This is a genomic window from Paludibaculum fermentans, from assembly GCF_051172195.1.
GTDB lineage: Bacteria > Acidobacteriota > Terriglobia > Bryobacterales > Bryobacteraceae > Paludibaculum > Paludibaculum fermentans_A.
Map to the genome: position 1 here is coordinate 3,888,733 of NZ_JBPJAQ010000001.1, position 19,250 is coordinate 3,907,982.

Consider the following 19,250-nt stretch of genomic DNA (forward strand, 5'->3'; position numbering starts at 1 on the left):
GCCGATTCAGGCTGCGCGATTACTTGTACCAATCCAGCAACTTCACCTGAACGCCGCTGCCCGCCAATCCCTTTTCGAAGACGGAGAGGTCGGACTCCCGGTAGTGATACGGGGTCGCCACCTTGGGCTTGAACGCCTTGACGGCGTCGGCGGCTTCTTCGGGCGTCATGGTGTAGGGCAGGTTCATGCAGACCAGGGCCAGATCAATGTTCTTGAGGGCGCGCATCTCGGGGATGCCCTCGGTGTCGCCGGAGATGTAGAGGCGAAAGCCGCCGTAGGTGACGATGTAGCCATTGCCGCGGCCTTTGTCGTGGAAGAGTTTGCCTTCGGAGGGACCGCGTTTGAGGTTGTACATAGGCACGGCTTCGATGGTCCAGGCGCCCACTTTGGTGGTTTCGCCATTGGCGAGGATCTGGGCTCCTTCGAGCTTCTCGGCTACGGCCTTGGGTGCGATCACTTTGGAGGAAGTCTTGCGGACGGCGGCGAGGGCTTTGGGGTCGTTGTGATCGCCATGGATGTCGGTGACCAGGATGAGATCGGCCTGGGGGAGCCCGGTGTAGTTGCCGGGGCTGGTGGGGTCGACGTGAACGACCTGGCCGCCGGCTTCCAGCATGAAACTGGCGTGTTTGATGACAGTGAGTTTGAGGGGACCGGACTTGGTGTTGAACTCGACGGTGGGATGAGTTTGGGCAGTGAGGGCGGCGGCGGCCGCGAGGGTGAGGAGAAGCATCCGCATGGGTTTCAGTATAGGTCCAAGCGGAGGGTGGAGAAGGCGCGGCATGGGCGGGCCGCGCCTATGAGGAAGATACAGTTAGGCTTTGAGGTGTTTGGCGAGGAACGGCAGGCCCTGTTTGCCGGAGAAGACATGGGCTCCGGGGTGGATCTCGTGGCCGATGCGGTCCTGGGCTCCGAAGGCCTCGTAGACTTTGCTGACGTTGGCGAAGGATTCCTTGAAGGCGTTGACGGGGAAGATGGGATCCTTCACGCCGGATTCGCAGAAGAGCGGGCGGGGGGCGATGAGGCCGGCGACGTCGTACTGCTCGCACCACTGGAGGATGCCGGGGACGTAATTGTCGATGCAGTGGGAGAGGCTGAGGATGGAGTCGCGGAAGGTGTTGAGGTAGCCGCTGACGAAGGCGGCGCTGATGCGGGGTTCGAGGGCGGCTCCGAAGACGGTGCAGGTGCCGCCGCCGGAGATGCCCATGAGGCCGATGCGCCTGGGATCGAACTCCTTGCGGGTTTCGAGGTAGTCGACGGAGCGGATGATGTCCCAGACGCGCCAGCCGACCATCGTCTCGCCGAAGAGCAGGGCGGCGCCGGCTGAGGGCTGGCAGGAGGAGGTTCCGCCGTTCTTGGAGCGGGCGGCGGCGTCGCGGCGGCAACCGAATCCGAGGGGTTCAATGGCGAGGGCGGCCATGCCGTTTTCCACGATCTGGAGGGCGTAGTCGTAGGCGTAAGGGCCTTTGACCGTGCGTTCATTGCCTTTGTCGTCAATGCCGGAGATGTCGTTCACCCCGAAACCGTGGCCGGGGATGCTGATGACGGCTGGCATGGGTTTGGCTTTGCCTTTGGGGATCATGAGGTAACCGAAGACCTCGAGGCCGGGGCGTGAGGTGAAGACGACGGTTTCGCGGGTGTAGCCGGGGAACTCCCTGGTCTCAAGGATGCGCGGCTGCAGCGGGGTGCGCTGTTGGGGGAAGCCGCCGACGAGTTCGGTGACTTTGGCCCGGAGCTTCTTCTGCCAGGCCTCGGCGGATTTGCGGTCGGTAGCCTGGAAGCCGAGGCGGCGCGGCATCTCCTTATAGCGAAGTAGCGAGTATTCCAGGGAGTCAAAATCGGAGTCTTTGACTTGGCCGGAGAACTTGGCGAGGGGCCCTTTATAAGGTGGTTGGGTTTGCGCTTGGGTCTTCATGATGGCCGGGAGAGCGGCGGCTAAGGCGAGGCGGCGACGGGAAATCACAGGAATAGGTTTATCACGGATGGGCCGGGACTGGGGCGGGGCGTGCCCGAGTGCGGCTTGCAGGGCGGCGGGGAGTGGTTTGGGGGGATGGCGGCACCGCGGCCGAGCCGGCAGGGCCCGGATAATCAGTTCTGTTCTACATCTTCGCATTTTGTTCGTGGGTGATTGGAGGTATGAATGATTTTGTTTCCAGGAGAGGGTAAGTACCTGCAAATGGTTATGTTAGGAAGAAGTCTGGCGGCTTGGAGTGCGCTGGAGAATAAATATGAAAAGCGGGATGGTCCGGAACTATTTACCGCCTCTGAGAAGTCACGAATCCGGGTAAAGCCTTTGATGTGATGATGTTGATGGCCGGCGACCGGTAACGGTTTTAGTATGTTGTGGTTCGAAACCAAAAAGTGTCGTGGCTGGTGAGGCTGAGTGGCAGTTTTGCTGTTTCATCGAGGCGCACGCCGGGGGCCATACCTATATATCGAAATAAGCGCATTAATGATTGATAATAAGTATATTCTCGGGTATATTCAGGCAACAGCAACTTCGTCGCAGGTGTCTCCGAGTAGAACGGAGATCGCCTTTCTTCGCGGCAAACAGGAGGGGAATAAGTTTGAAGAACCCAAACAACGCACAAACCGTCCGGCACGTACTACTACCGGCGGTAATATTGATGGCCATCATGGGCACAGCCCAGGCCGCCCCAATTTATGGAACCATTACAGTTGGGGGCTCGGCCGAGGTCACCCAGACCACGATCGACTATGACCCCATAATCGCGGGCGATCCGCTCAACGGCACCGGGGACCTGGGGGCACTTGCTCCCGGGACTGGGGTCTTTTCGACATTGGGATTCCTGGACCCGGGCACGATTGTCGATCGTAGCGTGACGGCCGGAGTTGTTCCGGCCCAACCGGCGGGGGTGCCGATCCTCGTGATGAACTGGTTGACGTTCACAAATCCTGCATTCCGTTATGCGTTGGATCTGACGTTCATCGACATTGGCTCATACTCGTCGCTGGACTGCGGAGCGCCTGAGGCGGTCTCGCAGACGTGCACTCCGTCTGCGCCGGCGCCTTTCCAGTCTCCGTACAACCTCTCGAACTTCAACGATTCGACGGCTGGCCTGTCTTCGAATGCGAATTTTTCAGTTCGGGGCGTGATGCGGAATCTCGACACGGGACTCATTGACTACAACTTCAATGGGGTGTTCGGCGCGGAATTCCTGGGGCAGTCGTACCAGGACGTGCTGGCGGCGGTTTCTGTGCCGGGCGGCAGCGTTGTGGCCAGCTATAGCGGCACCATCAATGCGACCTCCGCGGCAGTTCCAGAGCCCTCAACCGGGCTACTGGCCGGGATTGGAGCAGGTTTGCTGGGCTTGTCTATCCTGCGCCGCAAGAAATAAAAAGCGAAAATAGAGGGACGCGCCGGGACATCGGATTCAACTTGAGTTTGAAGTTTTTGAGCGCGCCGCACAGACAATTAGACTAGTACGCTTCCGGCGGGAGAATTCTGTTCTCCCGCCGGCTTTTTTTTTTCGCCGGCTACTACCTTACGATACCTTACGCGAGACGGCCCCGAAGTCTACCTAATCCCCGCCCGAATAGCTCTCAGCACCTGCTAATTTTCTCCATTTGTACTCCTCGCCATTGGATTAGTTTCCCCGCAACATATTGATTCTTTTAATGTGCGCTGGCTCCAAAATCGAGTAGCCCCCGCCTTTGCGAGGCTAACGGAACGCCGTGAGTCCGACGATGGACTGTACAGGCATCAGATCATGTTTGCGGATATCAGCAGCGCACCGGCTTCCGCCTTCGCTTCCATAATTCCGCGACATCTGATCTACTGGGAGGGCTCACGAAACAGTCCTCGAAGTTTCACCCGGAGCCAATCTGGTTTCGGGCGGTCATGCCTAGCTGTACCCCGTCTCTTCGGCCCGCCATCGCGGCGCCGGGAAGACAGTCCGCGCGAAATGACCAATTCGAAACGCAAGAGGATGATTCAATGAGACTTCCCGCCCAGAGTCACATGGCCGAAGGCCGACGGCACATTGTGCTTGCACCAGAATCGGCCAGTATCCCCAGGCCCTTTCAGAATGTGGCCGTCAGCCAAGACGAGCACCGGCGATTGATAGGTGAAGTGCAGAGGTTGCGCGGGCGGATTGCGGTGGAAGAGGGTGCCCTGCGGGCTTCGCAGTTGACTGCGGACGGACGCGATGCCTCTTCGACCGATGCGCTCTCCTGGCATCTGCTCTCCCTGGGCGACGGCGGTGCGGTGGAGGGATGCGTTCGCATGCTGGTGCATCCCCGCCAGACGAAGTTTGAGAATTTGAACGTCAGCCATACAAAGATGGCAGCCTGCCCGGAGTGCGGGATTAAGCTGCGGTCGGCCGTGGAAGCCGACATGCGCGCGGCGCAAACAGCGGGGGCGATGGTGGTGGAAGTGGGCGGATGGGTGCTGTCGGAAAGAATGCGCGGCACGGCGGAGGCTGTCCGCCTGGCATTGGGCGTATGGGCTTGGGGACGCCTGCTGGGGGGCGCGATGGGTATTGCGACGGCCACGACCAGGAACCACTCCGCTTACATCCTGGGGCGGATTGGCGGGCGGCCGCTGCAGTACAGGGGCGAGACGATCCCGAAGTACTTCGAGCCCAAGTACAACTGCGACATCCAGATTCTGCGGTTTGAGAGTGATTCCTACAGCGACCGTTTCGCCCCGATTGTGGATTCGATGACATCTGAGCTGATCGAGTCGACGGTCGTGTCATCCAGTCCGCGCGGGATCCGGTTTCTGCCGTCGATCGGCGCTGGTGTCCATTTTCCGCACCCTGAGCCCGCGTTCGCCGGACTGGCGAACTGACGGGCATCGCGCCGGAGCGTGAACCGGACGCCCCGCGGGCGGCGATTTGCGCCCCTGCGAGGGTGTCAGGGAGCTAACGTCCCGGCGCTAGATTCGATTCCACTCAGATTCGTCGAAGCCGAACAGGATCCTGCCGTCTTTGACGAGCAGGGGCCGCTTGATCAGGTTCGGATTGGCCGACATCAGGCGAATCGCCTCAGCCCGGGTGGGCGGGTTGGCCTTCATGTTCATCTCACGGTAAAGCTCGTTGCGAGTGTTGAGGAAGGGAAGATAGTCGGCCTTGCCGATGAGGCTGTCGAGTTCGGCTTCACTCAGACCCTTGTTGAGATCGATGGTCTCGGGTTCGATCTTGTGTTCGGTCAGGAAACTCCTGGCCTTGCGACAGGTGGTTCAAGTGGGCTTCGTGTAATACTTCAACGCCATGCGGGATGGGTTCCTTTCGTAGAGGGGATTGGCTAGTAGCGAGGCACGCCGGGGTCGATTTGAGCGCTCCAGGCATCGATGCCGCCGGCCATGGACGTGCAGTTTTCGACGCCCTGGCGGCGCAGCCAGTTGACGACATTCAGGCTGCGGACGCCATGGTGGCAGAACACGATGACGACCTTTTCGTCAGCGAGTTCCTCCAGATGCTGCAGTTGCTGGGGCACCGTATTCATGGGGATGAGTTCAGCGTCGTCGATGGCGCAGAGTTGGTGTTCCTGCGGTTCGCGCACATCGATGAGTAGCGCCTCGCCGGCATCCAGCTTCGATTTTGCTTCAGCGGGGGTCAACTCGTAGGACAGTTCTGCCATAGCCAATCCTTTCGCAGTGTGAGCTGGGTTTCGGATCTCACAATCATACTCATCCGGGCAGCGGAGTGGTGAACGATTTCAGGGATATCCAATCTGGGGGATTTGGCGTAGAATCGACCTATGACGGCGACACCGGCCAGCGTCCGGCCCTCACTTTTCGGCAGCGACTAGGCACGGCCCGGGCACAGCGCCCGCCAGTGCACTTCAGTCCAGAACCCCCAGTCCGACACAATTTGAGGAGGTCGTCATGCAGCTCCCTGAGCGGCAGGATTTGCCGATGCTTCGCACGTCCCTGCCTGGTCCCAAGGCGCGGGCGGTGGTGGAGCGTGATGAGAAGGTTCTATCCCCTTCCTATACGCGCAGTTACCCGCTGGTGATTGCGCGCGGCGAGGGGGCCATGGTCGAGGATGTCGACGGCAACCGGTTTCTGGACATGAACGCGGGCATCGCGGTTGTGGCCACGGGGCATGCCCACCCGAAGGTGGTGGCGGCGGTGCGCGCGCAGGCGGAGAAGTTTCTCCACATGTCGGGCACGGACTTCTACTACGAGAATATGGTGGAGTTGGCGGAGAAGCTGGCGGCGCTGGCTCCGGGGCCGGATCCGAAGCGGGTGTACTTCGGGAATTCGGGGGCCGAGGCAATTGAAGCGGCGCTCAAGATGGCGCGGTATCACTCGGGCCGGGATAAGTTTGTGGCGTTCCTGGGCGGTTTCCACGGCCGGACGATGGGGGCGCTGTCGTTGACGGGTTCAAAGAGTGTCCAGAAGCGCGGGTTTGCGCCGCTGATGGGCGGGGTGACTCATATCCCGTATGCATATTGCTACCGCTGCGCGTATGGCAAGCAGCCGGAGACGTGCGCGGTGGAGTGCGTACAGGTGCTGGAGAAGCAACTCTTCACCACGATCCTGCCGGCCGAAGAGGTAGCGGCGGTATTCGTCGAGCCGGTGCAAGGCGAGGGCGGCTATGTGGTGCCGCCGAGGAAGTTTTTCGACGAACTGCGGGCGGTGTGCGACCGGCACGGGATCCTGCTGGTAGCCGATGAAGTGCAGTGCGGCATGGGGCGGACAGGCAAGTTGTTTGCGAGCGAGCACTTCGGCCTGGAGCCGGACATTGTGGCCCTGGCCAAGGGGATCGCCAGCGGGCTGCCACTGAGCGCGACGGTGGCGAAGGCGCAGTATATGCAGTGGAAGCCGGGCGCGCACGCTTCCACCTTCGGCGGGAATCCGGTGAGTGTGGCGGCGTCGCTGGCCACGATTGAACTGCTGCAGCAGGAGTTGATTGAAAATGCGGCCGTGGTTGGAGCGCAGATGCGGCAGCGGATGGACACATGGGTCAGCCGGTATCCGGTGATAGGGGATGTACGCGGACTGGGGCTGATGCTGGCCTTTGAGGTGGTGAAGGACCAGCAGACGAAGGAGCGGGCTCCGGAGCTGCGGAACCGGATCGAACAGATGGCGTTCGAGCGCGGCGTGCTGGTGCTGGGCGCGGGGCAGAATTCGATCCGGCTCTCCCCGCCGCTGGTGTTGAGCAAGGATCAGGCGAACCATGCCCTGGGCGTGCTGGAAGAGTGCATCCAGGCGGTTTGCGGCTAGACTATTGAGGTGACTCGACCGCTGATTCTGGACGTCGGCTGCGGCATCAACAAGTTGCCGGGCTCGGTGGGGATTGACCGCAATGCGCGCAGCCGCGCCGACGTTCTGTGCGACCTGGATCACTTCCCATACCCGTTCCAGGACAGTTCCTTCGACGGTCTGCAAGCCATTCATGTCATTGAACATGTGAGCGATGTCCTGAAGACGATGGAGGAGTTTCACCGGCTGGTGCGGGGTGGCGGCCGGGTGTTCCTGGCGACTCCGCACTATACGGATTTTTCGTCCTTCTGCGATCCGACCCACAAGTGGCACCTGAACTCGTTCTCATTCCGCTATTTCGGGGACGATAACGCGGGTTATGGCTACTACTCCACTGCACGATTTCGTGAGAAGAAAGTGCGCGTGAAGCTACTTGCTCTGTGGAGGTATCTCGGCTTTGAACTGCTGGTGAACGCCTTTCCGCGCTTCCGGCGTTTCTGGGAGCACTACCTCTGCTTCGTGGTGCGAGGCAAAGTGATGGAGTTCGAGTTCGAAGTCCTGAAATAACAGCTTTGCTGTTGGGGCCAGTTTACAGATTCTGCGACGGATTGCGGCACCGCTGGCGTTTGCGCCATTGGAAGCCGGCATTGGCGTGGGGCCGGCGAGCTGAGGATCTGGCTCACAGGTATCTGCAAACAAAGGGTTTTCAGGTGGTGGAGCGCAACTGGGCGGATCCGGCCCGGAGGGGTGAAGTTGACATCCTGGCGTGGGACGGGGACCGTCTCGTGTTTGTCGAAGTGAAATCCAGGCGAAATGCGGAGTTCGGCGATCCGGAAAGGGCGATTGGGGAAGAAAAGATCAAACGGCTGCGACGGGCGGCGTGGTTCTTCCTGCGGCGCTGGCGGATTCCGGAGGAGAAGGCCCGGTTCGATCTGGTAACGGTACTATTCGAGCCGTTCGAGATCCGGCACATTCCCGACTCGTGGTCACTGCACCGTTCAGATTAGGTATTCTAAATACTCAGTAGACTGTAGAACTGGTTTCACGAGTTGCCTGATCTCCGAAAAGACCCGATCACCGGACGCTGGGTGATCATCGCCACCGACCGGGCACGCCGTCCGACCGATTTCACACGGGAGCGCGTGATCCCGCAGGGTGGCCGCCACTGTCCTTTCTGTCCAGGACATGAGAAGAATACTCCGCCCGAGATTCTGGCCTATCGCGGATCTGGCGGCCCGAACGAACCGGGCTGGTCGCTGCGCGTGGTGCCGAACAAGTTTCCGGCGCTGCGCGTGGAAGGCGATCTGGACAAGCAGGGCCAGGGGCTCTACGACCGGATGAATGGCGTGGGCGCGCACGAGGTGCTCATCGAATCGCCTGATCACATGACGTCACTGGCCGAGATGCCGGAGAAACAGGTGGCGGACCTGTTTTTCGCCTTCCGCGACCGGATTGTGGATTTGCAGAAGGATCCGAGGCTGCGCTACGTGATGGCGTTCAAGAATCACGGGGCGGCGGCCGGAGCTTCGCTGGAGCATCCGCACTCTCAATTGATTGCGTTGCCGGTGGTGCCGAACCGGGTGCAGGAAGAGCTGGACGGGTCGCTGCGGTACTTCCAGTTCCGCGAGCGGTGCATCTTCTGCGACATCATGCAGCAGGAGTTGCAGACGCAGGAACGGATCGTGTTCGAGACGGATCATTTCCTGGTGCTGGCGCCGTATGCGGCGCGGTTTCCGTTCGAGCTGTGGGTGGTGCCGAGGAAGCACAATTCGCGGTTCGCGACGACGGAGGCTCCGGTGATCCACAACCTGGGCTGGGTGATGCGGACGGTGCTGCGGAAGCTGGACAAGGCGTTGGAGCAGCCGCCGTATAACGCGATAATCCATACGGCTCCGCTGCAAGTGGGTCCGCTGGAGCATTATCACTGGCATGTGGAGATCATCCCGAAGCTGACGAAGCTGGCCGGCTTTGAGTGGGGGACCGGGTTCTATATCAACCCGACACCTCCGGAGGAGGCGGCGCGTTTTCTGCGGGATATTGGGTTGCCGTAGACTCGGCGGTGCCTGGTTGCGGCGGGTGCGGGCGACTGCCCAGCAGGACCACTACCCAGGTTGCGGCTCCGATGAGAAGGACACTAGCGGTCCAGAAATCGTGGAACGGGCTATCCCAGATGTATTTCATCTCTTCTCCGCCCGGCTGTAGGAGGCCGCTGAATACGAGAATGACCGGAATGGCGGCCATCGGCAGAAGCCAACTCTTCCAGGGCCAGGCCCGGGCTTGGGCCACGAGTCGAAGGGAGCAGGCGCAGACCAGGGCGGGGGCCAGTAGGGTGAGCAGCCCAACGGCGGCCGCCGTTGCCGTGGAGCGGCCGTTTGGGCCGAACAAGGCCCAGTAGAAGCCCCGCACAAGGGTTGGCTGCCAATGGAGATTCGAGCCGGCCTCCGCGGCCAGTGATGCCGCCAGCAGTGACAGGACGACGGGGAACCAGAGTCCAGCGACACCGCTGATCCAAATCCGAGTGGTGTTGGACGCAATTGCGCCGAGACGCCAGGCGATGGCAATGGCGGGAGCGGCTGCCAGAATGGTCCGCTTCCCGATCAGCCATTCCAGTTGAGAGGGTGGCCGGGAGAAGTACGGATTCAGGACCCCGAGGCCATGCCATAGCGAGGAGAGACTCCAGGCCAACAAGCCGACGGCGGTTCCGAAACTGATGGCGGCGAAGGGCCTCCAGGCGGCCCGGGTCCACCCGAGAAGGAAGATGATTGCGGTCAGCCCCAGCCATGCGGCGGGGTAGGTCCTCGTGAAAATGCCCATGTGAAGTTCCTGAAAGGGCGCCGATTCTGAGAGGGGGAATGCTATTGACCTGGCGAGGGCCGGGATGCACTCCAGGTAGCCTGCGGCGAGCCAGACAAGCAGGAGTCCACCCTGCGGCAATTGGCCTGATGTACGCCGGGCGGCGAGGAAGGCTGGGCCGAGATGGCAGAGGAACAGCGCGATGGTGGCCGCCAGCAGGGTGACTGCCGTGAACGGCCAAGGGTGGAAGGATGGTTCCGCATAGGGAGGGCCCGATTCCCAGAAGGACTGGGAGAAGAACAGGGTCGATTCCAGGAATACCAGCCACCAGAACTCGTGTTTACCTGACGCGACAGTTGCGTGCTCCCGATGCAGGCCGCGGCGGATAGATGAGAGGGGCGCGGCTGTTGGCATTCGCTGGATTCGAAACCGCGAGAAGAAGATTTGTTCCTGCAGCAACACATCATCCGCAGAGCACCAAGGCGGATCAACCTGGGCTTTTGTGGGCGCGGTCAGGATCGGGTGGCCAAGCCGTACGATGGAGGCACAACGTGCGATGCCGGGTGATCATCCAGGAAGCACTGGCCAAAGGCGGTTGGCGTGTCGACTTCACTCGGATTTCAGATCGAGTGCATAGGTCAGGGCAATCTTCACCCTCGCAAATGCGTCCTTGGAAAGCTTGCCGAGCTTCTTCTCCAACCGGACCATCGGAATCGACCCAAGCCCCTGCACGTTCACGACAGATTCCCTGTCGAGGTAGGAAACACGTGGGAGCGGTACTTCGTAAGAGCTGGGGCGTTGTTGGGTAGTCAGCGGGGCGTAGGGCACGAGTGCCCGAGGAGCGTCCGGGTCGTAGCGAGAAACGATGACGACAGGCCTTGTCTTTGCCGCGAGCCCGAGATCTGCCAGCCAAACCTCACCGGGATGCGGGTGCATCGAGGAGATCCAGGACTTCCTGCTCTACAAAACGTGATCGCAGGAGGTCGAGGACGCCATGGTCCGCGAGTTCGATTACCTCTGCGACGCGTGCCCGCACCTGGGCGGCCGTCTCGGGTTTCCACTCCCGCAGCTTCGCCTCCAGTTTTTCTGTCAACGCGTCCACTACGATCTCTCCTTTCCTATTCTACCGCCTGCTGCAAGCCCTGACGGCGGCAGCTCCTCCACCGAATCATAGTTGCCGCGCATTACAAAGATAGGGTGACACTTGCACCAGTTCGGTCGAGCTCAGCTCAGCGAGATGCAGTGCCGGTAGGGTGCATTCCCTCACGCCGCCAGTTCATACAGCCGCACATCGCTGACCAGGCGGCGGAGAGTGGCGCTCTTCGGCTTCGACTCCAAGACACAATGATCGGTGCCCGCCAGGCCTTCTACCCGGACCGTTCCGGATTGACGGCTGATGCGCCAGGCGGCTCTGGCGCCGCGGTCCGCGGTCAGGCTTGCCAGGGCTTGCTCCGCCCCGGCGATCATCTGGAGGCCGCCTTCGGGTCCAATAAAGACGGTCCAGTCACCGGTGTCCAGGCCTGCTTCCACCGATCCGGCGGCTGTTTCCAGCAGCTGTTTCGCATTGTGTAGCAGACTCGTCACACCAACCGTATCGGAGAAGGGAGGCCGAACTTGAGACAATGAGATAACTCGTATGTGGCCTCACATTCAACTGAACGTAACGAACCTGGGCACGGCGCTGAACGTCCTGGCGGCCATGATCACCCCGGCCTTGTTGCTTTCAGCCTGTGGTACGTTCATCCTCTCGACGTCCAACCGGCTGGCACGTATTGTGGACCGCATGCGGTCCCTGTCGCACCAATTGGATGAGATGTCGCAGGGCATGCTCGATGTGGCGCTACGAGAGGAGCGAATTGAGCACCACAGGGGTGAAATCAAGCTCCAGGGGCGGCGCCTGAATCTGATCCAGCGCGCCCTGACCCTGCTGTACCTTGCGGCCGTCAATTATGTTTGTACCAGTGTCGCCATCGGCCTGGCGTCGACTTTCACCCTGGTTTGGGTCTACTGGGTTCCGGTGTTCTTCGGGATCGGCGGCGCCTGCTGCATGTTGGTGGCGGCGGTGATGCTGGCGCTGGAGGCGCGGTTGGCGGTCAAGGACCTCTACGACGAGACCGAATTCCACCGGCGGCTGGCCCGTTATTACTCCGACCAGCAGCAGACCCGGTTGCCGGAAGCCTAAGTTTCACTCACGTTAGCCGCCCCTCGCACCGATACGCTCGGTGTGCATTCGTCAACTGGTTGGAATCTTCGAACGAAGCTGCTGGGCTCCGCCGGCGCCCTGGTCCTGGCCACGATTGCCTTGAGCATTCTCTCGCTCTACTCCCTGCGCACGCTCACTTCGGCATTGGACAACTCCACCAGGATCACGGCCCGGCGGATGGAACTCTCGGCGGCGCTGCAGACGGACTTTCAACGCATGCGGTCGGCCTCGCATTCGGCGCAGATTGGGATTGTGATCGCCTTGCTGGAAGACCAGTCGCCCAAGAAAGGACAATGCTCGGGTTGTCACGAATCAGGGATGGCGGAGAAGCACCGGACGGAGTTTCTGGAGGCGGCCACGGGGGTGGACGGACATATCAGGGAACTGAAGCAGGTGCTTCCGCCAGACCAGGCGGCACAGTTGGAACTGATCCGTAGTGGAGTGGAAACGTTCCGGACGCGGTTCTCCGACTACGAAAGGCTGGCGACCTCCGGGCAATTTGACACGGCGCACACGATTGCGACGGACACGATTGCCCCGCTGGTGCTCAAGACGGGTGCAGCGGCGACGCAGATGGAAGAGGCGGCGCGCAGCTTCATGGGCACGACGGCGGAGGACGGCAGGCGAACGGCGGCCCACAGTTCGACGGCGGCATGGGTGGTGGTAGCTATCACCATTGCGGTCGGACTTGGCGGGCTATTTGTGTTGAGGGGCGCCGGGCAGGGATTTGCGCGGGTGATTGCGAGTTTGGGCGGTTCAGCCGGAGAGGTTGTTGCCGCCAGCCAACGAATTGCTCAATCCAGCCAGATCCTGGCGAGCGGCGCCGCCAGCCAGGAAGAGGCCCTGGAACTGACGGCCGGCGAGAATGGGAAGGTGACTGAGGCTGCCGGCGAGAACCGGACGAATGCCGCGCTCGCGGCGCAATTCGTGGAACGCGCCGATCAGCGGACCAACGAGGCACAGCAGTCGCTGAACGAGATGTTGAAGGCGATGGAGGGGATCCACTCCTCCAGCCGGCAGATTGCGAAGATCCTGAAGATTATCGACAACATCGCCTTCCAAACCAATATCCTTGCCCTCAATGCATCGGTCGAGGCGGCTCGCGCCGGACAGGCGGGGCTGGGCTTTGCGGTGGTGGCCGACGAGGTCAGGAACCTGGCGCAGAACTGCGCGGGTGCGGCCAAAGAGACGGCGGGCCTGATTGAGGAATTGAGACTGCGGGCGGAGGACGGTTTCCAGCGTGTACACACAGCCGAGATCGCGATGAAGGCTGTCGCGGAAGATTCCCACAAGCTTCGAAGCGTTGTTTCCGAGGTACACAAGGCCAGCGAGCACCAGGTGCAGGGGCTGGGGCGTTTGAGTACCGCGCTGGAAAGGATAGGGGAGACGACGAGGGAGAATGCGCGCGATGCTGCTGTGAGCGCGGCGGAGGCTGACGAATTGGGCCGCACGTCGGCGGATCTGGAGGATACGGTTCAGGCGGTATGCCAGCTGGTGGGGCTCTCGAAGAAGCGTCTGGGCTAGCGTAGACCCATGCCGCCATCCACCTGCAGGACCTGGCCCGTGACGAACCGGGACGCTTCCAGGAAGTAGACGACTGCGTCAGCGATGTCTTCGCCCGTGCCGGGCTGGCGGGCCGGTGTGGAATTGGCGAGGGCGATGATGGCTGGATCGTCCTTTTCCTTGAAGGGAATCACGCCGGGGGCCACGGAGTTTACGCTGATGCCCGGCGCCAGCGATTTGGCAAAGCCGCGCGTGAGGGCCACGACACCGGCCTTGGAGGCACTGTAGTGGACGTGATCCGGCCAGACCATGAAGGCGCCCATGGAACTGATGTTCACGATGCGGCCCTGGCCTTCGGTGGTGCGCTGCATGACGAGCGCCGCCTGTTGGGAGCAGAAGAAGTATGCCTTCAGGTTGACCGAATGGATGAAGTCCCAGTCGGCTTCGGTGACTTCCAAAACCGGAATCTTGGTGAAGCGGGCTGCATTGTTCACGAGACCGTCCAGGCGGCCCACCTGCTGTTCGATCGAAGCGAACAGTTGCCGGATCTCGGACACATTTTCCAGGTTGGCCTGGAACAGCGGAGCACCGCCGCACTCGGCGGCCGTTTCGCGGGCCTCTGTCTCCGAGCCGCCGTAATGGATGAGGACGCGGGCGCCTTCGCGATGGAGGCGGAGTGCGATGGACCGGCCGATGCGCTTGGCCGCTCCGGTGACGAGGATCACCTTGCCTGTCAGCTCAGACACTGGCTTCACCGTGGACCTCGATCTCCTCAGGATTGACGCCTGACAAAGGCGGCTCCGGCAGCAGGCCGCGCGCCTGCGCCCAACCCCAGCCTAGCGCAGTGGAGGTGCTGAGGATGCCGGCGATGACGCCGATAATGCGCGGATCCACGGTAACCGAGGCCAGGCCGGCGATGAGCATCGAGATCATCATGGTGGCCCAAACCATCGACTCCATGGTGGAGAAGACGCGGCCGCGGAATTCGTCGGGCACATGGCGCAGCATCTGGGTGAAGTTCATGACCGAACTGACGGCGACGGCGGCTCGGGACAAGCCGATGAAGAACAGGGCCAGCAGGTAGCTGCGGCTGATGCTGAACAGGACGTAAGCGCCGCCGTGGACGATGTAGCAGGCGACGATGAGCCACTTGTAGGCTTCGAAGCGCAGTTTCTTGCCCCAGACGTTGGCCACGATTCCGCCAACGATGAGCCCGATGCCGGCGGCGCCCCAGACCTCGCCGATGCCCGCGGCTCCGCGTTGGAAGACGACCTCGCCGAAGAGGCTGAAGAGGATCTGCGCGGCTCCGCCCCCGGTCGCCCAGCCGACGCCGACGAGGGCGATGGCGAGGATGAGCGGGGTGCGGCCCATGTAGGCGAGACCTTCGCGGTACTCCTGCCAGGGGCGCGCTACGCGGTCTTCGCTCATGTCGCGGCGTTCGGCTTTGAAACTGGCGCCAAACGGGACACGGAGCAGGGAAATGCAGGCGGCGGAGACGAGGAACGACAGGGCGTTAAAGCCGAAGGCGACGTTGTAGCCGAGACCCTTGGCAGTGGCGCCGCCGAGGAAGGCTCCGATCGCGACCGAGGTCCACTGCGTGGTTTGGGTGAGCGAGTTGGCGGTGTGGAGTTCTTCCTTGCTGGCGATGACCGGCAGGATGGAGGCACGGCCGCTGGTGAAGAACGGCGAGGCAAACATGAGCAGGGCGCTGAGGAAGATGAGCAGGCCGGTGCTGCGCTGTCCGGTGCAGAAGAGAAAGCAGATGGCGATGACCGCGCGGACGAGGTCGCTGACAATCATGGCTTTGCGGCGGTCGACTCGGTCAAGTACGACGCCGGCGACGGGTCCGGCGGTGATCATGCCGACGGCGCGGGCCAGCATGACTCCGCTGATGGCGAGACCGGAGTGGGTTTGCTCCATCACCAGCGCAAAGACGGCGATGTTGTTGAAGTTGTCGCCTACCTCGCTGACCACCTGCCCCATCCAGGTACAGCGGTAGTTGCGATTGTTCCGGAGGAGCCTGAAGAAGCCGGCCATGGGGCTACCTCTTCCCGGTCAGCCAGACGCCGCTGAGGACCAGCAGACCTCCGGTGGCGACGCCGGGGGTGATGGGTTCGCGCAGGATCAGCAGTCCGGCCAGCGCGGCGACTACCGGTTGGATGTAGGAGAATGCCGCGACGCGGGAGGCCGGCAGGTGGTTGAGGGCGTAGGAGTAGATGAGATAGCAGGCGATGGAGGAGAGCAGCGCCATATAGGCGAGGGCCCACCAGCCGGACCACGGCACTTCGGTGTACTTGAAATCGACCGATTGCCAGAGCAGCAGTGGCGCGCCGGCGAGGGCCCCGGCGCTATAGCCGAAGGCGTTCACCGTCATGCTGTCGTGGCGGCGGGCGAGTTCCTTACCGAAGACGGTGTAGAAGGCGAAGGAGAAGGCGGCAAGGAAGACGAAGGCGTCGCCGAAAAACGAGGCGCCATGGGCGGTGCGGCCGGGCGCGAGGTTCAGCACGGCGATGCCGCCGATAGCGGTACCCATGCCTGCCAGCTTATACAGACTGATGCGTTCCTGCCCGCGGAAGGCAGCCATCAGCATGACCTGCAGGGGTGTGGTGGCGATCATGAGGGCGGCGTGCGCGACGCTGGTGCGGTTCATGCCGACGACGAAGAGCACCTGGTTCAGGGTGATGCCGAAGATGCCCAGAACGCAGAGGGAGGCGACCTCTTTGAAGACCCAGGGTTCGCTGGGCTTGGTTTGGCGGCGTTTCATCCATAGTAGGATGGGGACCAGCAGGACGGCCGCGGTGACGGCGCGCAGCGGGCCAATCACAAGGGGCGGAAAAGCACGCAGGGCGTACTTGGCCACGATGTAGTTCAGGCTCCATACCAGGGTCATCAACGAGACCAGGCCGTAGAGCCGCCGGCGGGAGGTGTTCACTGGGCGGCGTGACTCTCGTGCCGCGTGCGCACGCTCTCCAGGAATTCCAGGTCGAGTGGATAGCCGAAGCCCGGCGCGTCGCCGGTGACGATGGTGCCCCGGGGGGTGATGTCCACCCAGGGATCGATGATGTCGCGCTTCCAGTAGCGGCGGCTGGCCGAGACGTCACCGGGCAGGACGAAGTTCGGCAGGGTGGCCAGGGCGATGTTGTGGGCGCGGCCGATGCCGCTTTCCAGCATGCCGCCGCACCAGACGGGAATGCCATGGCGCTGGCAGATGTCGTGGACCTTGATCGCTTCGGCGAAGCCGCCCACGCGGCCGAGTTTGATGTTGATGATACGGCCGGCCTTCAGGCGAAGGGCCTGTTCCGCGTGGTGCGCGGTGCGGATGCACTCATCCAGGCAGATGGGGGTGTCGAGCGCGGCCTGCAACTGGGCATGGTCGATGATCTCGTCGTGCGACAGCGGCTGCTCGATCATCATCAGGTTGAACTCGTCCAGCTTCTTGAGGTGGTCGATATCGGCCAGCGTGTAGGCGGAGTTGGCGTCGGCCATCAACAGGATGGAGGGGAACTCGCGGCGCACCTCTCGGATGACCTCGACGTCCCAGCCCGGCTTGATCTTCATCTTGATGCGCTGGTAACCAGCGTCCACTTCGGTGTGGATTTTGCCGAGCAGTTGGGCGACCGAATCCTGGATGCCGATGGAGACGCCGCAGGGGATTTCGGGGCGCGCACCGCCGCCGATCAGTTTCCACAAGGGGACGCCGGCCAGGCGGGCTTCCAGGTCCCAACAGGCGGCCTCGAGCCCGCCGCGCGTCATGCGGTGGCCTTTCATGCCGGCCGTGCACTTGCCTACTTCGGCAGCCTTCTCGAAGCTCTTGCCGAGCACCGCGGGGACGATATAGGCGTTCAGCAGTTCCCACGCGCCTTCAGTCCATTCCTCGTTATAGTAGGGGTGCTCGCCGCAGGTGACTTCGCCCCACCCGGAGACGCCGCCGCAGCAGACTTCCACTAGAATCATCTGCCGCGAATAGGTGCGGCCAAAACTGGTCTCGAAGAAATGCACCAGCGGCATTTCGATCCAGTGAAGACGGACGTGCTCTATTTTGAATCCCATGGTCCTAAAAGGTATGTGCCGAATTCCGGCGTTTTTTCGAATCCGATGACGGCCAGGCCGCGGTTGAAGTACTCGAGGAAGTGTTCGCTGACGCCGGCCTGGATTTCCCGGGCGCGGCGCGAGTCAGTGGCTCGGATCTCAGCGATGTCGGCAGGCACCGGAATGCGCTCGAGCACGGGCGGCTTTTCGTAGGGCTGGCCGGTGACGATGCGGTTTACGCGGTCGCTATCGATGTACCACTCGGCCACGCAGCGGTCAGTGGGCAGTCCGCCGTGGAGGTGCGAGGTGGTGGTGCCGTACTGATTGAGGACGAAGCGGCGCACGACGGCGCCGAGGCGCTCCATGTTGAAGTAAGCGTTCTTGATCTCGAGCGGATCGAAGGTCCACTCCACCAACCCGATGCCGCGTGCCTGGGCCTCTTCCCGCTGCTTCAGCTTCAGCATGCGGCCGACGCCGAGATTCCGGTAAGGTTCCAGCACGCCCATCATGTGGCTGTGCAGATAAGTGCTGTCGCCGCGCTTCAGGCCGGGGATCGCCAAGAGGAAGGCAATCATGCGGTCGCCGTCAAAGGCGCCGATGACTTGCCCGCCCACTTTGGTGGCGACCACAAACAGGCGCTGGGGTAACAGCTCAATATCTTCAAAGCCCCAGATCTCCTTTTGCAGCCGGACCGCCTCGCCCAGGTCGGGCAGGGCCGTCAGGTGGCGGAGTTCGATGGGACGATTGTCTTGGCTTCCTGCCACAGTGCTTCCATCTCCTCGAGATTCGATTGCGAAAAATTGCGGCCGCGCGCCGCCAATTGCTGCTCGACGTGGGCGAACCGCTGGCGGAACTTGGTGTTGGTGCGGCGCAGGGCCTGCTCCGGATCGACCTTCAAAAAACGGGCGACGTTGACCAGGGTGAACAACAGATCGCCGAGTTCGCCTTCCACGTCGTGGGTATTCTCGCGGCTGCGCGCCTCGGCCAGTTCGCCCAGTTCTTCGCGCACCTTGTCGAGCACCTGGTCGATATCGGGCCAGTCGAAGCCGGCGCCGGCGGCTTTGCGTGAGATCTGGGCGGCCTCGGTCAGCGCGGGTTGGGCCTTCAGCACGCTGTCCAGCATGCCCTTGGGCTTCTCGCCTTTGTCCTTCTTCTCCTGGACCTTGATCTCGTCCCAGCGGCGCAGAACCTGTTCAGAGGTTTTCGCGTCGCCGGCTGCGAAAACATGCGGGTGACGGCGGATCAGTTTCTCGTTGATGGCGTCAAGCGAGTCGCCAATGTCGAACAGCCCTTCCTCGGCCGCCATCTGGGCATAGAAGACGACCTGCAGGGTGAGATCGCCCAGTTCCTCGGCCAAACCAGGGAAGTCGCGCCGGTCGATGGCGTCCATCACTTCGTAGGTTTCTTCGAGGGTGTAAGGCTTGATGGAATCGTAATTTTGTTCACGATCCCACGGGCATCCGTCGGGAGCGCGGAGGCGGGCCATGATCTCAACCAATCGCTGGAATTTCTCACCAGCGGATGGATTGCTTGGGTCTGACATTGCGAGGG

General features: G+C 62.0%; 21 protein-coding genes and 1 pseudogene. 8 read left to right on the top strand and 14 right to left on the bottom strand.

Features of this window, described 5'->3' with window-relative positions:
* Positions 1–19: 19 nt before the first annotated feature.
* Positions 20–736, bottom strand: a complete 717-nt coding sequence (locus ACR9Y2_RS15775) for an MBL fold metallo-hydrolase (RefSeq protein WP_435042352.1) — start codon at positions 734–736, stop codon at positions 20–22.
* A gap of 75 nt (positions 737–811) precedes the next feature.
* A complete protein-coding gene (locus ACR9Y2_RS15780) occupies positions 812–1,960 on the bottom strand; it encodes an alpha/beta hydrolase (protein WP_435042353.1) in 1,149 nt (382 codons plus the stop codon).
* Between the two features lie 604 nt (positions 1,961–2,564).
* Between ACR9Y2_RS15780 and ACR9Y2_RS15785 the strand changes: the two genes are divergently transcribed.
* Together ACR9Y2_RS15785 and ACR9Y2_RS15790 are read left to right on the top strand one after the other, a co-directional pair.
* The gene (locus ACR9Y2_RS15785) at positions 2,565–3,356 is read left to right on the top strand and encodes a PEP-CTERM sorting domain-containing protein (protein ID WP_435042355.1); all 792 of its coding nucleotides are present in this window, start codon (positions 2,565–2,567) and stop codon (positions 3,354–3,356) included.
* Between the two features lie 734 nt (positions 3,357–4,090).
* The gene (locus tag ACR9Y2_RS15790; protein ID WP_435042356.1) at positions 4,091–4,810 is read left to right on the top strand and encodes a hypothetical protein; all 720 of its coding nucleotides are present in this window, start codon (positions 4,091–4,093) and stop codon (positions 4,808–4,810) included.
* Positions 4,811–4,897: 87 nt separating this feature from the next.
* Here ACR9Y2_RS15790 and ACR9Y2_RS15795 read toward each other — a convergent pair.
* Positions 4,898–5,188, bottom strand: a pseudogene (locus tag ACR9Y2_RS15795) (arsenate reductase family protein); the annotation flags it as partial.
* Positions 5,189–5,265: 77 nt separating this feature from the next.
* Positions 5,266–5,601, bottom strand: a complete 336-nt coding sequence (locus ACR9Y2_RS15800) for a rhodanese-like domain-containing protein (RefSeq protein ID WP_435042357.1) — start codon at positions 5,599–5,601, stop codon at positions 5,266–5,268.
* Positions 5,602–5,848: 247 nt separating this feature from the next.
* Between ACR9Y2_RS15800 and ACR9Y2_RS15805 the strand changes: the two genes are divergently transcribed.
* From ACR9Y2_RS15805 to galT, 4 genes are all read left to right on the top strand, one after another.
* Entirely contained in the window at positions 5,849–7,192 is a 1,344-nt protein-coding gene (locus ACR9Y2_RS15805; protein WP_435042358.1) for an acetyl ornithine aminotransferase family protein, read from the top strand.
* Between the two features lie 9 nt (positions 7,193–7,201).
* Positions 7,202–7,738: a methyltransferase domain-containing protein gene (locus ACR9Y2_RS15810; protein WP_435042359.1), complete on the top strand. Its 537-nt coding sequence runs from the start codon at positions 7,202–7,204 to the stop codon at positions 7,736–7,738.
* Between the two features lie 80 nt (positions 7,739–7,818).
* The gene (locus ACR9Y2_RS15815) at positions 7,819–8,178 is read left to right on the top strand and encodes a YraN family protein (protein ID WP_435042360.1); all 360 of its coding nucleotides are present in this window, start codon (positions 7,819–7,821) and stop codon (positions 8,176–8,178) included.
* 42 nt (positions 8,179–8,220) lie between these two features.
* Positions 8,221–9,222 carry a galactose-1-phosphate uridylyltransferase gene (gene galT / locus ACR9Y2_RS15820; protein WP_435042361.1) on the top strand — a complete coding sequence of 334 codons (1,002 nt, stop codon included), beginning with the start codon at positions 8,221–8,223 and terminating at the stop codon, positions 9,220–9,222.
* Here the strand turns inward: galT and ACR9Y2_RS15825 are convergent.
* The 4 genes from ACR9Y2_RS15825 to ACR9Y2_RS15840 form a co-directional block, all read right to left on the bottom strand.
* On the bottom strand, positions 9,164–10,378 hold the full coding sequence (locus tag ACR9Y2_RS15825; RefSeq protein ID WP_435042362.1) for a hypothetical protein: 1,215 nt from the start codon (positions 10,376–10,378) through the stop codon (positions 9,164–9,166). The genes galT and ACR9Y2_RS15825 overlap by 59 nt on opposite strands.
* Positions 10,379–10,573: 195 nt before the next feature.
* Positions 10,574–10,900: a type II toxin-antitoxin system PemK/MazF family toxin gene (locus tag ACR9Y2_RS15830; RefSeq protein WP_435042363.1), complete on the bottom strand. Its 327-nt coding sequence runs from the start codon at positions 10,898–10,900 to the stop codon at positions 10,574–10,576.
* On the bottom strand, positions 10,881–11,066 hold the full coding sequence (locus ACR9Y2_RS15835; RefSeq protein ID WP_435042364.1) for a hypothetical protein: 186 nt from the start codon (positions 11,064–11,066) through the stop codon (positions 10,881–10,883). The genes ACR9Y2_RS15830 and ACR9Y2_RS15835 overlap by 20 nt, the downstream gene beginning before the upstream one ends.
* 161 nt (positions 11,067–11,227) lie before the next feature.
* The gene (locus ACR9Y2_RS15840) at positions 11,228–11,548 is read right to left on the bottom strand and encodes a hypothetical protein (protein ID WP_435042366.1); all 321 of its coding nucleotides are present in this window, start codon (positions 11,546–11,548) and stop codon (positions 11,228–11,230) included.
* A 52-nt stretch (positions 11,549–11,600) separates the two neighbouring features.
* Between ACR9Y2_RS15840 and ACR9Y2_RS15845 the strand changes: the two genes are divergently transcribed.
* Together ACR9Y2_RS15845 and ACR9Y2_RS15850 are read left to right on the top strand one after the other, a co-directional pair.
* Positions 11,601–12,146 (top strand): DUF2721 domain-containing protein, encoded by a 546-nt coding sequence (locus tag ACR9Y2_RS15845; RefSeq protein ID WP_435042368.1) that lies wholly within the window; start codon positions 11,601–11,603, stop codon positions 12,144–12,146.
* Between the two features lie 42 nt (positions 12,147–12,188).
* Positions 12,189–13,691: a methyl-accepting chemotaxis protein gene (locus tag ACR9Y2_RS15850; RefSeq protein WP_435042369.1), complete on the top strand. Its 1,503-nt coding sequence runs from the start codon at positions 12,189–12,191 to the stop codon at positions 13,689–13,691.
* Here ACR9Y2_RS15850 and ACR9Y2_RS15855 read toward each other — a convergent pair.
* The 6 genes from ACR9Y2_RS15855 to mazG are packed head-to-tail and all read right to left on the bottom strand — an operon-like array spanning position 13,688 to position 19,242.
* Positions 13,688–14,425 carry an SDR family NAD(P)-dependent oxidoreductase gene (locus ACR9Y2_RS15855; RefSeq protein ID WP_435042370.1) on the bottom strand — a complete coding sequence of 246 codons (738 nt, stop codon included), beginning with the start codon at positions 14,423–14,425 and terminating at the stop codon, positions 13,688–13,690. The genes ACR9Y2_RS15850 and ACR9Y2_RS15855 overlap by 4 nt on opposite strands.
* Positions 14,409–15,707, bottom strand: coding sequence for an MFS transporter (locus ACR9Y2_RS15860; RefSeq protein WP_435042371.1), 1,299 nt, complete (start codon positions 15,705–15,707; stop codon positions 14,409–14,411). The genes ACR9Y2_RS15855 and ACR9Y2_RS15860 overlap by 17 nt, the downstream gene beginning before the upstream one ends.
* Before the next feature lie 4 nt (positions 15,708–15,711).
* On the bottom strand, positions 15,712–16,602 hold the full coding sequence (locus tag ACR9Y2_RS15865; protein ID WP_435042372.1) for a DMT family transporter: 891 nt from the start codon (positions 16,600–16,602) through the stop codon (positions 15,712–15,714).
* Positions 16,599–17,720: an o-succinylbenzoate synthase gene (gene menC / locus ACR9Y2_RS15870; protein WP_435042374.1), complete on the bottom strand. Its 1,122-nt coding sequence runs from the start codon at positions 17,718–17,720 to the stop codon at positions 16,599–16,601. Before menC ends, ACR9Y2_RS15865 begins: the two co-directional genes overlap by 4 nt.
* Complete coding sequence (locus tag ACR9Y2_RS15875) at positions 17,705–18,463, bottom strand: GNAT family N-acetyltransferase (RefSeq protein WP_435042375.1); 759 nt, start codon at positions 18,461–18,463, stop codon at positions 17,705–17,707. The genes menC and ACR9Y2_RS15875 overlap by 16 nt, the downstream gene beginning before the upstream one ends.
* The gene (gene mazG / locus ACR9Y2_RS15880; RefSeq protein WP_435042376.1) at positions 18,418–19,242 is read right to left on the bottom strand and encodes a nucleoside triphosphate pyrophosphohydrolase; all 825 of its coding nucleotides are present in this window, start codon (positions 19,240–19,242) and stop codon (positions 18,418–18,420) included. Before mazG ends, ACR9Y2_RS15875 begins: the two co-directional genes overlap by 46 nt.
* Positions 19,243–19,250: the final 8 nt, after the last annotated feature.

What these genes read in the sequence shown, in the direction of transcription:
- ACR9Y2_RS15775 (WP_435042352.1), bottom strand. Translation starts at nt 736, where the DNA reads ATGCGGATGCTTCTCCTCACCCTCGCGGCCGCCGCCGCCCTCACTGCC.
- ACR9Y2_RS15800 (WP_435042357.1), bottom strand. Translation starts at nt 5,601, where the DNA reads ATGGCAGAACTGTCCTACGAGTTGACCCCCGCTGAAGCAAAATCGAAG.
- ACR9Y2_RS15805 (WP_435042358.1), top strand. Translation starts at nt 5,849, where the DNA reads ATGCAGCTCCCTGAGCGGCAGGATTTGCCGATGCTTCGCACGTCCCTG.
- ACR9Y2_RS15825 (WP_435042362.1), bottom strand. Translation starts at nt 10,378, where the DNA reads ATGCCAACAGCCGCGCCCCTCTCATCTATCCGCCGCGGCCTGCATCGG.
- ACR9Y2_RS15830 (WP_435042363.1), bottom strand. Translation starts at nt 10,900, where the DNA reads ATGCACCCGCATCCCGGTGAGGTTTGGCTGGCAGATCTCGGGCTCGCG.
- ACR9Y2_RS15845 (WP_435042368.1), top strand. Translation starts at nt 11,601, where the DNA reads ATGTGGCCTCACATTCAACTGAACGTAACGAACCTGGGCACGGCGCTG.
- ACR9Y2_RS15860 (WP_435042371.1), bottom strand. Translation starts at nt 15,707, where the DNA reads ATGGCCGGCTTCTTCAGGCTCCTCCGGAACAATCGCAACTACCGCTGT.
- menC (WP_435042374.1), bottom strand. Translation starts at nt 17,720, where the DNA reads ATGGGATTCAAAATAGAGCACGTCCGTCTTCACTGGATCGAAATGCCG.
- mazG (WP_435042376.1), bottom strand. Translation starts at nt 19,242, where the DNA reads ATGTCAGACCCAAGCAATCCATCCGCTGGTGAGAAATTCCAGCGATTG.